Annotated in this window: 8 protein-coding genes; 5 read left to right on the plus strand and 3 right to left on the minus strand. The window is 71.5% G+C overall.

The window, feature by feature from the left end:
* Nucleotides 1–35 precede the first annotated feature (35 nt).
* From ACQPW6_RS00240 to ACQPW6_RS00250, 3 genes are all read left to right on the plus strand, one after another.
* Entirely contained in the window at nucleotides 36–1,907 is a 1,872-nt protein-coding gene (locus ACQPW6_RS00240) for a coagulation factor 5/8 type domain-containing protein (RefSeq protein ID WP_433887425.1), read from the plus strand.
* Between the two features lie 202 nt (nucleotides 1,908–2,109).
* Nucleotides 2,110–3,672, plus strand: a complete 1,563-nt coding sequence (locus ACQPW6_RS00245; RefSeq protein ID WP_433887426.1) for a glycoside hydrolase family 88 protein — start codon at nucleotides 2,110–2,112, stop codon at nucleotides 3,670–3,672.
* Between the two features lie 72 nt (nucleotides 3,673–3,744).
* Entirely contained in the window at nucleotides 3,745–5,103 is a 1,359-nt protein-coding gene (locus ACQPW6_RS00250) for a ricin-type beta-trefoil lectin domain protein (protein ID WP_433887427.1), read from the plus strand.
* Between the two features lie 92 nt (nucleotides 5,104–5,195).
* On the opposite strand, the gene ACQPW6_RS00255 is transcribed toward ACQPW6_RS00250, so the two are convergent.
* Together ACQPW6_RS00255 and ACQPW6_RS00260 are read right to left on the minus strand one after the other, a co-directional pair.
* On the minus strand, nucleotides 5,196–8,189 hold the full coding sequence (locus ACQPW6_RS00255; protein ID WP_433887428.1) for a hypothetical protein: 2,994 nt from the start codon (nucleotides 8,187–8,189) through the stop codon (nucleotides 5,196–5,198).
* 151 nt (nucleotides 8,190–8,340) lie between these two features.
* Complete coding sequence (locus ACQPW6_RS00260) at nucleotides 8,341–8,664, minus strand: winged helix-turn-helix transcriptional regulator (protein WP_433887429.1); 324 nt, start codon at nucleotides 8,662–8,664, stop codon at nucleotides 8,341–8,343.
* A gap of 156 nt (nucleotides 8,665–8,820) precedes the next feature.
* On the opposite strand from ACQPW6_RS00260, the gene ACQPW6_RS00265 reads away from it, so the two are divergent.
* Nucleotides 8,821–9,780: an aldo/keto reductase gene (locus ACQPW6_RS00265; RefSeq protein ID WP_433887430.1), complete on the plus strand. Its 960-nt coding sequence runs from the start codon at nucleotides 8,821–8,823 to the stop codon at nucleotides 9,778–9,780.
* A gap of 12 nt (nucleotides 9,781–9,792) precedes the next feature.
* On the opposite strand, the gene ACQPW6_RS00270 is transcribed toward ACQPW6_RS00265, so the two are convergent.
* Nucleotides 9,793–13,872 (minus strand): discoidin domain-containing protein, encoded by a 4,080-nt coding sequence (locus ACQPW6_RS00270; RefSeq protein ID WP_433887431.1) that lies wholly within the window; start codon nucleotides 13,870–13,872, stop codon nucleotides 9,793–9,795.
* 372 nt (nucleotides 13,873–14,244) lie between these two features.
* Between ACQPW6_RS00270 and ACQPW6_RS00275 the strand changes: the two genes are divergently transcribed.
* Nucleotides 14,245–15,081 carry an NAD-dependent epimerase/dehydratase family protein gene (locus ACQPW6_RS00275; RefSeq protein WP_433887432.1) on the plus strand — a complete coding sequence of 279 codons (837 nt, stop codon included), beginning with the start codon at nucleotides 14,245–14,247 and terminating at the stop codon, nucleotides 15,079–15,081.
* Nucleotides 15,082–15,158: the final 77 nt, after the last annotated feature.

Genomic DNA, 15,158 nt, shown 5'->3' on the forward strand with positions numbered 1-15,158 from the left:
ACGCCTCCGTTCCGGTTCTCGCGAAGGGACTCATCGTGTCCACCGTCTCCGATCACAGTCCGTCCGAGCAGCAGCCGCACCCCGGTGGTGTCGGACGTCGTACCTTCCTGACCCTGGCCGGCGGCGCGGTCGCCACCGGCGCGGCGGGCGTCGCCGCCGCCACGCCGGCCGCCGCCGGCACCCCGGAAGTGGCCGAGCAGGCCGGCGCCCAGGGCGCGGCACCGGCGGCCGCCTCGGGCCCGCCGCCCGCCCAGCACCCCGACGGGGAGCCGGACTTCGGGCCGAACGTCTACGTCTTCGACGGCTCCACTCCCGCCTCGACCATCCAGTCGGTGGCCGACGCCGTCTACGCCCAGCAGGCCGGCGCGGAGTTCGGTACCGGACGCTACGCGCTGCTGTTCAAGCCCGGCGGCTACGACGTCGACCTGAACATCGGGTACTACACCCAGGCGGCCGGGCTCGGCCTGCAGCCCTCGGGGGCGAGCATCACCAACGCCGTCCACACCGACGCCGACGCCCACGGGCACGGCGCGCTGACCAACTTCTGGCGCGGCGTGGAGAACCTCAACATCGTGCCGCGCAGCGGCAGCACCCGCTGGGCGGTCTCGCAGGCGACGTTCTTCCGGCGGGTCTACCTGCTCGGCGACATGCGGCTGGACGACGGGGGCTACTCCAGCGGCGGCTTCATCGCCGACTGCAAGATCACCGGCCAGGTCAACTCCGGGACCCAGCAGCAGTGGCTGACCCGCAACAGCATGCTCGGCCAGTGGACCGGCTCCAACTGGAACATGGTCTTCGTCGGAGTGGGCAACGCCCCCGCCACCTCCTTCCCGTCCCCGACCTTCACCTCCGTGGCCCGCACACCCGTGGTGCGCGAGAAGCCCTTCCTGTACGTGGACGGCGACGGCGCCTACCAGGTCTTCGTGCCCGCCGTCCGCAAGGACACCCACGGCACGAGTTGGGAGGGGCGCAGGCCCGAGGGAACCTCGGTGCCGATCGGCCGCTTCCACCTCGCCAAGCCGGCCGAGTCCGCGGCGGACCTCAACGCGGCGCTGGCCGGCGGCAAGCACCTGCTGCTCACCCCCGGCATCTACCACCTCGACGAACCGCTGCGGATCACCCGTGCGGGTACGGTCGTGCTCGGCCTCGGCCTGGCCACGCTCGTGCCGGACCAGGGCACCGCGGCCCTCGACGTCGCCGACGTGGACGGCGTGGCGATAGCCGGCCTGCTGGTCGACGCCGGGCCGCAGGTCTCGGACGCGCTGGTCCGGATCGGCCCGGACGGGGCCCGCCGCCGCCACGACCGCGATCCGACCTCGCTGCACGACGTGTTCGTCCGGATCGGCGGCGCCGGGGCCGGACGGGCGAAGGTGTCGATCCTGGTCAACAGCAGTGACGTGATCATCGACAACACCTGGCTGTGGCGCGCCGACCACGGCAAGGGCGTCGGCTGGACGGTCAACACCTCGGAGAACGGCCTGGTGGTGGACGGCGACGACGTCACCGTCTACGGCCTGTTCGTCGAACACCACCAGAAGACACAGGTGCAGTGGAACGGGGAGCGTGGCCGGACGTACTTCTTCCAGAACGAGATGCCCTACGACCCGCCGAACCAGGCCGCGTGGCAGGACGGCGCCACCCGCGGCTACCGCTCCTACCAGGTCGCGCCGCACGTGCGCGAGCACGAGGCGTGGGGCCTGGGCAGCTACTGCATCTTCGCCGAGGACCCGACGATCGTGAACGACCGCGCGTTCGCCGCGCCGCGCCGGTCCGAGGTGCGCTTCCACAGCATGATCACCTTCTCGCTCGGCGGCGGCCAGGGCACGATCGCCCACGTCATCAACACCTCTGGCGGTCCGTCGGACGCGACCACCAACCTGGCGCTGCTGACCTCGTATCCGCACTGACCGACACCGTCCCCGCCCGGGCCGGGCCGCCACCCGGCCCGGGCGGACCGCGCCTCGCGGCGGCTGATCGTTGTCGCGACTGTTGACCGGACGATTGGTCCAGTCCTATCGTCCTCCTGGCGCTGGTCATATGGATGACCGGCGTCCGCCTTCGTGAACGCAACGCTCTTTCCCCCACTAGCCGTTCCTGAGAGGCATCGTCATGGACCGACGGAGTTTTCTTGCCGGTGGAGCCGCGCTCGCCGCGGCCGGCATACCGGCGCTGGGCGCCGGGTCCGCGCACGCCGCGAGCGCCGCCGCGCCGGCCGGGACCCTGCCTGCGCGGGAGGACATGGTCGCGACCATGCGGCGCGTCGCCGACCAGTGGATCGGCGCCCACCCCGGCGGCGGCGACAACCAGTGGGCCAACGCCACGCTGATGAGCGGGCTGCTGGCCCTGTACCGGCTGACCGCGGACGTGACCTACCTCAACTACGCGACCGGCTGGGCGCAGGCCCACGCCTACGGCCTCGCCGGCGGCAACACCACCCGGATCGCGGACAACCAGACCGCGGGCCAGGCGTATCTGGACCTCTACGACCTCGCCCCCGGCGCCGACAAGATCGCCGCGATCGAGGCGTGCCTGCACACCATGACCTACGTCAACCAGGTGGCCAAGAACGACGACTGGTGGTGGGTCGACGCCCTGCACATGGCGATGCCGCAGTTCGCCCGGCTCGGCGTGCTGCGCGGCGACAGCGGCTACTTCGACAAGCTGTACAGGCTCTACACGCACACCAAGAGCGCGGAGGGCGGTCCCGGGCTCTACGACCCGGCGACCGGCCTGTGGTACCGCGACAAGAACTTCGTCCCCGGCCACATCGTCTCGCCGTCCGGCAAGCCGGTGGTCTGGTCGCGCGGCAACGGCTGGGCGGCGGGCGCCCACGCCAAGGTGCTCAAGGCACTGCCGGCGAGCCAGGCGAACGTGCCGGAGTACCGCGCCACGCTGACCAAGCTGATCACCGCGGTCGCCGAAGTACAGCGGGCGGACGGCTTCTGGAACGTGAACCTCGCCGACCCGGACCACTTCCCCGGCCCGGAGACCAGCGGCACCGCCTTCTTCGCCTACGGCACCGCGTACGCGGTCGCCGCGGGCCTGGTGGACGCCGCCGGCTACCTGCCGGTCGCGGCCCGCGCCTGGAACGGCATGGTGGCGACCGCCGTCCACTCCGACGGCGTGCTCGGCTACGTGCAGAAGGTCGGCGACCGCCCCGACTCCAGCCAGCCCGTCACGTTCGACAGCACCGCCGACTTCGGCGTCGGCGGCTTCCTGCTGGGCGGCACCGAACTGGCCCCGCTCGCCGCCTCCACCGGCCAGGGCAGGCCGGCCTCGGGGACGTACGCCCTGCGGGCCCGGATCAACAACCTGTTCGTGACCGCGGCCGACGCCGGCGGCTCGCCGCTCATCGCCGACCGCGCCACCGCCCAGGGCTGGGAGACCTTCGACCTGGCGGTGTCGCCGACCGGCAGCGTGACGCTGCGCGCCCACGCGAACAACCTGTTCGTGACGGCGGCGGCCGCCGGCGCCTCGCCGCTCATCGCCAACCGCGCCACCGCCCAGGGCTGGGAGACGTTCACCCTTGTGACCAACCCGGGCGGGTCGGTGAGCCTGCGCGCACAGGTCAACGGCAAGTACGTCACCGCTGCGGCCGCCGGCGCCTCCCCGCTGATCGCGAGCGCTCCCGTCATCGGCACATGGGAGCAGTTCGACCTCGTTCCCGTCTGACCGGCCCGGGCACCGCCCGTCCGCGGCGGGCCCCCTCCGACCCCCACCCCCCACACATCAGGAGATCCACCAATGGCATGGTCACGTAGAAAGAAACTGCTCGTCGCCTCCGTGCTGCCGCTGGCAGCGGCGGCGGCGATGATCACCAACGCCTCGTCCTCGCAGGCCGCCACCACGTTCCCCGCGCACTACGCGGCGCCGTACCTCTACATCAGCGGCGGCAACGCCGGTGACATGGCCGCCGACATGGCCGCCACCGGCGACAAGTTCTACACGCTGGCGTTCCTGGTCCCCACCTCCGGCTGCAACGAGGCGTGGGGCAACGGCGGTTCGGTCGGGACCTACACCTCGCAGATCAACTCGCTCAAGGCGGCCGGCGGTGACGTGATCCCCTCGTTCGGCGGCGCGCCGGACGGCAACAACCCCAACGAGATAGCCCAGACCTGCACGTCGGTGACCTCGCTGACGGCCGCGTACAACAAGATCGTCACCACCTACGGGGTCACTCGGCTGGACTTCGACATCGAAGGCAGCGTGATCGGCGACTCGGCCGCCAACACCCGGCGCAACCAGGCGCTGGCCGCCCTCCAGGCCCAGAACCCCGCGGTGCAGGTGGACTACACCCTCGCGGTCGACCCCGGCGGCCTGCCGTCGACCGAGCTCAACGTGCTCAAGGACGCCAAGGCCAAGGGCGTGAACGTCAACCTGGTCAACATCATGACCATGGACTTCGGCGACGGCCAGAACGCCTACAACGACGCCATCTCGGCCGCCAAGGCCACCGCGGCCCAGCTCGCGAGCCTGTACGGGATCTCCACCGCCGCGGCCTACAACAAGATCGGCCTGACCCCGATCGCCGGCCAGAACGACGACAACGAGAACTTCACCCAGGCCAACGCCACCTCCCTGGAGAGCTTCGCCGCCACCAACGGCGTCCAGGAGCTGTCGTTCTGGGAGGTAGACGGCTACGACAAGGGCACCGGCTACGCGTACTCCCGGATCTTCAACAAGATCACCGGAGGTGGCGGCACCACCCCGCCGCCGCCCACCGGCGGTGGCCAGATCACGGGCTACGGCGGCAAGTGCGTCGACGTGGCAGCCGCGAGCAGCGCCAACGGCACCGCCGTGCAGCTCTACACCTGCAACGGCACCGACGCCCAGCAGTGGGCGGCCTCCGGCGGGACGCTCCAGTCGCTCGGCAAGTGCATGGACGTCACCGCGGCCGGCACGGCGAACGGCACGAAGGTGCAGCTCTACGACTGCAACGGGACCGCCGCGCAGCAGTGGGCGCACCAGTCCGACGGCACGTACCTGAACGCCGGCTCCGGCAAGTGCCTGGACGCGACCGGCCCCAGCTCCGCCGACGGCACCCGGCTGCAGATCTGGACCTGCTCCGGCGCCGCCAACCAGCAGTGGACCCTCACCAGCTGACCCCGGCCGGCCACGGCAGCCCCGGCTGACCGCCTGGGCGGGTGGACCCCGGACCGCACGCGCGGCGGCCGGGGTTCACCCGTCTGCGGGCTTCAGCCGTTGTCGACCTCGAACCCGTCGAAGGTCATGTAGGTGCCGTCGGCCTTGGTCAGGACGAGCGTGTGCAGGCCGGCGGCAAGTCCCGTCTTCGACCAGACGGCCACGTTCCCGCGACGCTGACCGTCAGGGGGCACGGTGTCGACGCTGACCGGCGCGCCCGCGTCCAGCACCGCAGAGAAGTGGCCCTCGTCGCTGCTCTGTTCGCCGTACACCTTGATCCCGGTGCCGATGAACGTGTAGCTGACCGTCGAGCCGTCGTCCGACGCGTAGTGGACGTCGTCCTGGTAGTCGTCCAGCCCGCGACCGGACTGGTAGCTGAATCCGGCGTACTGGACGCCGGGGTCCGTGTCGTTGAGCCGGACGGCGGCGGGGGCCTTGCCGACCACGAAGACGGTGGTGGCCGGTGGCGAGTCGACGCCGCGCGCGTTGGACTGCACGGCCTGGAGGGTGTGCTGGCCGGCGGCCTCCGTCGCGGTGCACGACCAGGCGGAGCCCTCGACTGCCACACGGCAGACGGTGGTGCCGCCGTCCGTCACGGTGAGCGTGTCGCCGGTGGTCCCCGAGCCCTGGACGGTGAACGTGGTCGCCACGCCGGTCGCGCCCGACGCCGGCGCCGCGATCCGGGGCGCGGGGACCAGACCGCCGACCGACACCTGCGAGGTGTCCGCACCCGCGGGGAGCGTCGCGATCAGGAAGCCCGGCGAGAGCACCTGCACCTTCGGGGCGGCGTGGCCGGAGAAGTAGACCGGCGTTCCCGGCTCGAACCCGGCGCCGCCGATCAGCACCCGCTTGGTCGTGGCGCCGTCGGAGAACGCGGCCTGCGGCGCCGAGACGTAGTCGGCCTCCAGGTCGGTGGCGGCGGCGAAGCCCCGCCCCGAAGGGCCTGGGCCGGCGTTCGCCAGCGCCGCCAGCTGGATGTCGTTGGGGCCCGGTGAGCCCGGGATGGTGGTGTTGCCGCTAACGTGGCTGTCGACCGCGTCGGCGCAGATGTACTGGCCGGCGGGCGCGGAAAGGTAGTTGCCCTCGACGAGGAAGTGCCCGGTCGCCGCGCAGCCTCCCTGGGCGTTGGCGCCGCTGTTGTGGAACTGGACGTTGCCGACGTAGTGGATCCACTCCGAGCCGGCGTCGTCGTAGAAGGACGCGAAGCCGGGCCCCTGGTTGTAGGTGACGTTGCCGATCACCTGCAGGCCGTGGGCCATTGTGGCGTCGAAGTCGATCGTCTTGCCGTCAGCTTGGTAGTGGTAGGCGGCCTGGTGCCCCTCCATGTACACCGCGCCGCCGTCGCCGAGCACGTCGAGGTGGTCGTGGATGAGGTTGTAGCTGATCGTGTTGTCGGCGTTGATGTTGAGGGAGTTCGAGGGGTGGTCGGCCGAGTCGACGTGTCCCTGGATGACGCCGGCGGTGATGCCGGTGTAGGGCAGGTCGTAGAGCTCGTTGCGGGTGACCAGCGTGTGCCGGTTGTAGAGCAGCGTGATGCCGCTCGCCGAGGGGTAGTCGGTGCCCACGTGGTGGATGACGTTGTCGGAGATCGTGTTGCCGGTGGCGATCTCGTTCACGCCGATGGTGTCGCCGGCCACGGCTGACGGATCCGGGGTGCAGTTGTCCTTGATCGTCTGAGGCGTGTCGGGGTTGGTGGCCGGGTAGTCGGGGAAGTGGTCCGGGTCGGGGTTGACCGGCGTGGGGTCGGCGGTACAGCCGAGCAGGACCGAGGTCGACGCGATGTCGGTGAACTCGTTGCCCTGGACGAGGTTGTGGGACGAGCCGTAGGCGATGCTCAGGCCCGCTCCGCCGAGCTCCGCGAACCGGTTGCCGGTCAGCGTGATGTGGTCGGCGGCGGTGAAGGAGACGTTGGCGTGCGGCTCGGTCAGCAGCCCCCACGGGCAACTGCCGGCCGGGCTGGAGAACGAACACATGCCCTGGTTGTTCGCGCCCGTGATGTGCAGGTTGCTCTGCACGTCGGCGAAGCCCGCGGGTTGCGAGGGGGCGTTCCACGTGGCGTAGGAGAACGTGAGCCCGGTGAACGTCAGATCGTGGACGGGACGCGCCAGAGTGCCCGCACCTTGCAGGAGGGTCTCCAGGTGGGGCAGTTCGACGTCGAGGGCGTCCGGCCGGGCTCCGTCCAGCGGGTCCAGGTACAGGGTGTGACTGGACCGGTCGAGGAACCACTGGCCCGGATGCAGCAGGCTGCGCGCGTTCCGGATCGAGGCCGGCATCTGCGAGGTGCTCATCGAGGGCAGCGTGCCGCTGGCGTCCGAGTAGGCGGCGCGGTCGGTGACGTCCTTCCAGCACGGTTGGTCCATGGTCAGCGAGGTGCCGGACAGCGACCGCACGCCGCACTCGGAGTCGGTCCACTGCCCGTTGCCACCCGGGTAGTCGAACTCGACCTGCTGCAACTGGGCCGGCGTCAGCGCGGAGAAGAAGGCGATCGCGGCCGGGTCGCCCGACAGGTCGTAGCCGTCGGCCGAGCCCTTCCAGCCGCCGGCGAAGTGCAGTTGGGACGGGGTGGCCTGCGCCACGGGCGCCTGCGTGCCGCCGACGTAGAGCTGACGGCTGGCGTCGGCGGCCGGGACGGACGCCGACCAGACGCCTGACGGGGAGGAGGCGGTCCAGTGCCGCACGCGGCTCGCACCGGAGAGGACCGGGTGGGCGCCGCGTGCCGCGGTCCACACGATCGGGTGCTCGGGGCTGCCCGAGTCGGCCGCGTCGAAGTCGAGGGGCGCGGCCAACTGGTATGTCCCGTCGTCCAGGACCACCTGCACGTCGGCGGTGTGCTTTCCGGCGGCCCGACGGGCGGCCTGCTGGACCGCGGTGATCGAGCAGGGCGCAGCGGCCGAGCACCGGGTGCCGGTACCACCGGGTGCCGCGTAAAGGGACGCCGCGGGGCCGGCCGCCGCGGTGGCCGCGGACACCAGACCTGACGCGACAAGGGCCGCCACCGCCGTCACCGCCAGCGGCAGGACGGGACGTCGACGCATGAGCAGCCACACGGTGGGTCTCCTTCAGCGAAGGGCGATGACCGGAGATTCATCCGATCTATAGTGCGGTCGGTCACGCTAATCTCGGGGCATGCCCGCGTCAAGGCATCAAGCATCCGATGAATGGTTCCACACCTTGCCGGCCGGCGGCCGGCTCGTCGGGTCAGGCGGGCGGGGTGCGCAGGGGGGTGGCGTAGTGCTCCCCCCACTCCCGCAGCGCGCCGAGGACCGGGAGCAGAGCGCGGCCCGCGTCGGTCAGCAGGTACTCGTCCCGGGGCGGACGGTCGCTGTAGCGGCGGCGCTCGATGACTCCGGCGTCCTCCAGCTTGCGCAGCCGCAGGGCGAGCGTCTCGCGCGGGGCGCCGGTGTTGATCTGGATGTCCTTGAACCGGCGGACGTCGAATCCCAGCTCCCGGACGACGAGCAGGCTCCAGCGCTCGCCGACGGCATCGAGCGCGTCGGCGATGGAGCAGACCCGGGGAGCCACGCGATCAGTCGATTCGGATTCCGGACTCACCCGGCCATGCTACCGCTTCCGACCCTCCCGGCACCGAGTGAGTTCGCTTTCCGGACTCACCTTGGGTAGCGTTGCGGACAGGAGTGAGTTCGAAAATCGTACTTACTCGGAGAGAGGGGAACTCCCATGACCTGGATCGCATCGTCACCGCAAGAGCGCCGGGCACAGCTCGGACGATTCCTGCTGGGCACCGGCAACATCGGCGGATTGGCGACTCTGACCGGCCCGGGGCTGGGGCTGTCCGACTCCGAGGGCCTCGGCCTGATCGACCGCGCGCTCGCCGAGGGCTTCAAGACCATCGACACCGCCGACGTCTACACCGGCGGCAACAGCGAGCGCGTGGTCGGCGTGTGGAACAGGGAGCACCCGGACTCCGGCATGCTCATCCAGAGCAAGACGGGCTTCACCAGCAGCGGCCCCGACCTGTCCCCGGAGCGGGTGGGCCGCCAGTTGCGCCGCAGCATCGACACGCTCGGCCGGGTCGATCTCTACGTCGCGCACACCGTCGACCCCGAAACGCCGTGGTCGGCATCGCTCCCGGTCTTCAGCGCGGCCGTGGAGAGCGGCACCATCCGGGCCTACGGCCTGTCGAACGTCGACCGGCCCGCCCTGGAGTCGGCACTGGAGACCGCGGACCGCCTCGGGCTGGTGCGCCCCGAGCTGGTCCAGAACCCCTACTCGCTGATCGTCCGCGGCGACGACCTGTCCGTGCTGCCGATCACGCAGGCCGAGGGGCTGGCGTACACCCCGTACTCGCCGCTGGCGAACGGCATCCTCGCCGGCCGCTACAGCCGCGGTGAACGGCCGGAGCAGGGCAGCCGGGCCAGTACCGTGAGCCGGACCGACGCATTCCTGGACGACCCGGGGCTGATGAAGCGGGTGCAGGAGTTCGACCGGCTCGCGGCCGACCACGGCGTCACGCCGGCCGGGCTGGCGCTGGCATGGCTGGCCAACCGTCCGCAGGTCGCCGCCGCGATCATCGGTGTGAGCAAGGAGTCCCAGTGGCAGGGGGTCCATGAAGCCCTGAAGCTCGCATGGACCCCCGACCTCACCGCGCGGCTCGACGCCCTCTTCCCGGCGACCTGACCGCGCCGCGCGTCAACTCACCGTCACGGTAGGCGAGTTGTACCCCTCGATCCGCAGCGCGGGACGGCCCGACCGGAGTGCCGCCTCGGGCCAGGAGAGCGTGACGGTCCGGGTCTCCCCGGGCAGCAGCCACAGGTAGTTGTCGCTGTAGAGCGTCGGCAGCACCCGCTCGCCGGTGCGCTGGTCGCGCAGGGAGAGCCGGACCATGGCCGCGACGGCCGTGCCCCGGTTCCTGACCGTGGCGGTCAGCTCTTCGCGGCCGTCGCGGCGGCCGACCCGCCCGATGGACCCCGAGAGCCGGACCGGCTTGATCTTGTTGAGCCCGGCCAGGTCCGCCGGCGTGCGGTAGCGCCAGTAGGTGTTCCGCGACAGCTCGCGCCCCCGGCTGTCCTGGAGGACCAGCCGCAGCAGATGCACGTCAGGAAGGCTGTCCGTCCACGGCATCTGGAACGCCTCCGCGGTGGCGGAGGAGCCCACGCTCACGCCGGCCCTGCGCGTCGCCCCCAACTGCCTGCCGCCGAGATCGTGGACCTGGGCGGTGACGGTCGCGCCCTTCAGCGCGCTCGCGGTGTGGTTGACCGCGATGACCTGCCACTTCACCGGGTCGGCCTGGACATGCAGCGGCTCGCAGGCCGAACGCGCCCCGTAGTAGGTGCCGTTGACGTCGAAGTCGTAGTCGTAGGTCTGCCACACCGTGCTGTGCCAGGCGGGATGGGACATCCACAGCATGAGCCCGCTCGCGTCGTCCCACAGGTTGGCGTTCCACGCCTCGAACATGTTGCGGGTGTTCTCGTAGTTGACGAACTGGGCCTTGCGCGCGAAGTCGTCCAGGCCGCTGACCGCGCCCAGCCGGGCCTCGATCGCCGCCTTGTAGTTCTGGGGCGCCTGGTTACCGTGCTCGCTCCAGTCGTGGTAATACCACGCTCCGCCGATCGGCCATTCGGGCTCGTCACCGACGAGGTTGCGCATGCTCTCGGCGGTGGACACCACCGGCATGCCGATCTCGGTGTGGAATCCGAAACTGCGGCTGCCGTAGGACGAGGGGTCGTAGTACTTCTCGGGCTCGACCCAGTTGTACGGGCCGCCGCCGGAGATGATGCCGCCGGCCGAGTTGTTCTGGTAGAGCACGCCGGGCGCCTGCGACTGCACCGCGTCGCGCATACCGTCGTCGATCGCCTTCGGCGGATCGCCCTCGTTGGCGCCGCACCAGACCACCACGCTGGGGTGGATGCGGTAGCGCAGAACGGTGTCCCGCGCCAGCGAGTTGTACGCGTCGTGGTCCGGCGGGTCCATGCCCCAGGCGTTGGGGAAGTCGTTCCAGACCAGGATGCCGTGCTCGTCGCAGCTGGCGAAGAACTCCTCGCGGTCGCTACTGCCCACCCAGTTGCGGATCATTGTGAAGTTCATGTCGCGGTGCATCCGCACCGCCGCGTCCATCCGCTCGGCCGGCATCCTGCGCAGCAGCTCGTCCCAGCCCCAGTTGCCGCCGCGGGCCAGGACCCGCACTCCGTTCACGCTGATCTGCAGCGGGTCCGGCGCGTTCTTGACGGTCTTCACATCGGTCCAGGACTGCCCGTCGTCGGACACCTGGATGACGTACGTCTTCGGGTAGGCGGCCTCCCAGAGGATCGCCACCCGGTCGAACGTCCGGCTGTCGCCCAGGTCCACCTGGATCCACTGGTTGTCCTCGTACTGCGAGGACCAGCGGGTGCCCGGTGCGCCGTCCGTGGCGTTGGCGGCCGGAGCCGACGGGTCCTCGCTGGAGGCGGTCGCCTTCTTGTGCAGGGCCAGGTCGACACCGGGGTCGGCGCTGTCCAGCACGCCGAAGGACCACAGGGAGTTTCCCCAACTGGTCTGCCGCAGGCCGCAGTTCAGCCGGACGAAGCGGGCGCTCTGCCGAGCGAAGTCCTCGGTCTGCAGGCTGGCGTCACCGCCGTTGAACGGCAGCGGCACCGCCGAGTTGTCGACGGTCTTCGCGTCCGTCCACGCGGATCCGTCGGCCGACACCTGCACCGTGTAGGTCTGCGCGTACGCCTGCTCCCAGGTGAGGTCGACGCGGTCGAAGGACACCGCCGACCCCAGGTCCACCTGGATCCACTCGTCGTCCTGGTAGTCCGAGGTCCAGCGGGTGGCGGGGTCGCCGTCGGTGACGCTGCCCGGCTGCGTGCCGTCGGCCGACGAGGAGGCGGTCGCGGTCGCGTGCAGGGCCAGGTCGACGGCCGGCGCGGAGCCGTCCACGACGGACAGCGTCCACAGTGAGGAGCCCCAGTCGGTGGCCCGGGTCAGGCAGCGGACCCGCACGTACCGGGCCGTGCGCGCACCGACGTCCACCGACTGGGTGTAGGAGTCCGCGCCGCCCGTGAACGGCAGCGGGATCGTGTAGCCGTAGCCGAACTGGCGGATGCCGAACCGGGAGGTCCGCCGGTCGCTGCGCGCGCCAGCCACCGAGGCGGTGAGTTCGAGATCGTGCAGGTCCGCGTCGCCGAGGCCGTTCGGCCACCAGAGCCGGGGATTCCGCAGCCGCAGCCGGTCGAAGGCGTCGGGGGCGAAGACCACGTCCAGGCTCTTGCCGGCCGGCACCGTGACCGCCCGGGACACCTGCACGTCGTCGAACGCGGCCGTGACGGTGGCCCGGCGGTCCGCGCCCGAGGCGTTGCGCACCGGCACGGTGACGGTCAGTTCGGCGGCGGAGGTGTCCGGCAGCTTCGGCAGCACGGTGTCGACCCGCGGGTCGCCGATCACGACGTCGCCAGTGGTCCGCAGCCTGACGTGGTTCCAGATGCCGGCCACCCGGTCGCGTACGGCCGGCATCCAGTCCCAGCCGGAAACCGCCAGATACGTCGGCGAGTTGAGGTTCATCTGCCCGGCGCCGGCGTCGACCCACGACTCGCCGGCCGGTCCCTTGTCGCCGGGACTGCCCGGAACCGGCATCGGGGTGATCTTCACCGCCAGCACGTTCGGGCCCCGGTCGGCCAGCAGTTCGGTGACGTCGAGGGCCGACCGGGCGAAGGGGTAGGTCATCGTCCCGGCCTGCCGGCCGTTGAGCCAGATCTCCGCTTGGTGGTTGATCCCGTCGAACTCCAGCCAGACCCGGCGCCCGGACCCGGTCGGCAGCCCGCGCGGCACCTCGAAGTCCCGCCGGTACCACCAGGAATGGCGGGACAGCGCCTCGGGGATGTGCAGGTTGTTCAGGCCGCTGACCGGGTCGGGCAGCCGGCCCTGGTCGACCAGCGAGGCAAGGACGGTGCCGGGCACGGTGGCGGGCAGCCAGGTGCTCGTGTCGACCCCGGGTCCTGACAGGGCGGCGCCCTCGCCGCCCGCCCAGTCGTCCATGGTCAGGGTCCAGCCGGACTCCACCGGCACCGTGCCGTCCGCGGCCACCTCCAGGGCGGGAGCGCGGTGGTCGTGCCTGCCCCAGTCGGTCCAGCCGGTGGCCGGCGCGCGGTGGCCCCGCGCGACGCCGTACACCTCGAACCCGTTCAGGCCGAGCGGATTGGCGTTGGACCGCTTGCGGGAGGTCATCCGCACCCAGCGGGCGACGACCGGATCGCCCAGCGGGATGTCCACCACTCCCCCGGTGCCGGCGGTCGTGCGGTACACGCTCGTCCAGGTGCGCTTGTCCCGCGAGGTCTCCACGACGAACTCCACGGAGTAGCTCGACAGGATCTCCTTCCCCGTCGTCCCGTCGGACCAGTTCCCGGGCGGCCGGACGAAGACGGGGTCGTGCTCGTCCCCCTCGAAGGTGAGGCGGACCGAGGTCACCTGGCAGTCCGTCTGCAGGTCGACGAGGATCCACTGCGGGTCGCCGTCGGCGGCCCGCCAGCCGGTCCCGCGCACCCCGGCCGCGGTGATCTTGTCGACCGCGAACTCCCCCGGCGTGGGCGCGTAGTCCGTCGAGGACACCTCCACCGGGCGGTACGCCGCGAGCTCCGCGGACGGCCGCGAACTCCCCTGCGCCGGGCCGGGCTCGGCGGCCGAACTCACCGCCGGCGGAAGCACCGCGGCGAGCCCGAAGCCGGCCAGCAGCGTCGAGCCGGTGGCGACGACGGATCTCCTGGAGACGTCGCGCGGGGGTTGCGCCTGGTGCGCCATGGGCCAGTCCAATCACGAGTACGAACGGTGCGGGCGGGACGTGGTAGTTGCGCCAACAACTGAATGACAACGTTGCCATAGGCTCGGACGCGCGAGACGTCCTGTCAAGGGCCGAGGCTCCAGTCCGTTCCGTTTACGCGCGATGTTCGGGTTTCCGGCGACTCGGGACTCCGGCTCGCGCCGCAGCCTGCTCCTGGCCGCTCCTGCACGATTGGCCCACCGAGCGCGAGGCCAAGTGGCCCACCGACCTGGCGTTATGGTTGGCAGCGGCCGGCGGTGATCGCGCGCCGCCCGGCCGCTGTCCCGTCCTCCTTCCGGCAGCCGGATCCGACGGGCAGGCCATCGGCTGCGCGGACGGGAGAGCGGGTCACCATGCGGATCTTCATCGCCGGGGGAACGGGAGTCATCGGCCGTCAACTGGTGCCGCTCCTGGTGCGGCAGGGCCACGACGTCGTCGTCGGCACCCGCCGTCCGGATCACCTGCCCGCCCTGCGGGACGCCGGCGCGGACGGAGCGGTGATGGACGTCTTCGACGCGGAGTCGGTGGCGGCGGCGGTCGCCGGGGCCTCGCCCGAGGTGGTGGTCCATCAACTGACCTCGCTGGCCGGCGGCGACCCGGCGGCCAACGCGCGGATCCGTGCGGAGGGCACCCGGAACCTGGTCGGTGCGGCGAAGCGGGCCGGGGTGCGGCGGATCGTCGCCCAGTCGATCTCGTGGGCGTACGAGCCCGGCCCCGGTCCGGCCGCCGAGGACACCCCGCTGGATATTGGCGCCCCGGCACCGCGGTCGGTCACGGTGGGCGGCGTGCGGGCGCTGGAGTCGGCGGTCGCGGAGATCGACGAGTACGTGATCCTCCGCTACGGGACGTTCTACGGGCCGGGCACGTGGTACGCACCCGGCGGGTTCGTGGCCGGCGCCCTCGCCAAGGGCACTGTGGCCGCCAATGACGCGGTCTCCTCGTTCGTGCACGTCGAGGACGCCGCCGCGGCCGTGCCGCTCGCGCTCGGCTGGCCCAGCGGCGCGGTGAACATCGTCGACGACGAACCGGCGCCCGCTCACCTGTGGGTGCCGGTGCTCGCCGGCGTCCTCGGGGCGCCGGCCCCGGCGCGCAGTGAGGGCGGCGCCGCGTGGGAGCGCGGCGCGGCGAACGCCAAAGCCAGGTCCCTCGGCTGGCTGCCCGGGCATCCGACCTGGCGCACGGGTTTCTGAACCCGCGCACCATGACGGCCGCGGGCGGGTGCCGACGGTTCGACGTTGCCCGCCCGGCGGGCGCCTGGTGGGTTGCG

Source organism: Streptomyces sp. CA-111067, from assembly GCF_050956065.1.
Classification (GTDB): domain Bacteria; phylum Actinomycetota; class Actinomycetes; order Streptomycetales; family Streptomycetaceae; genus Actinacidiphila.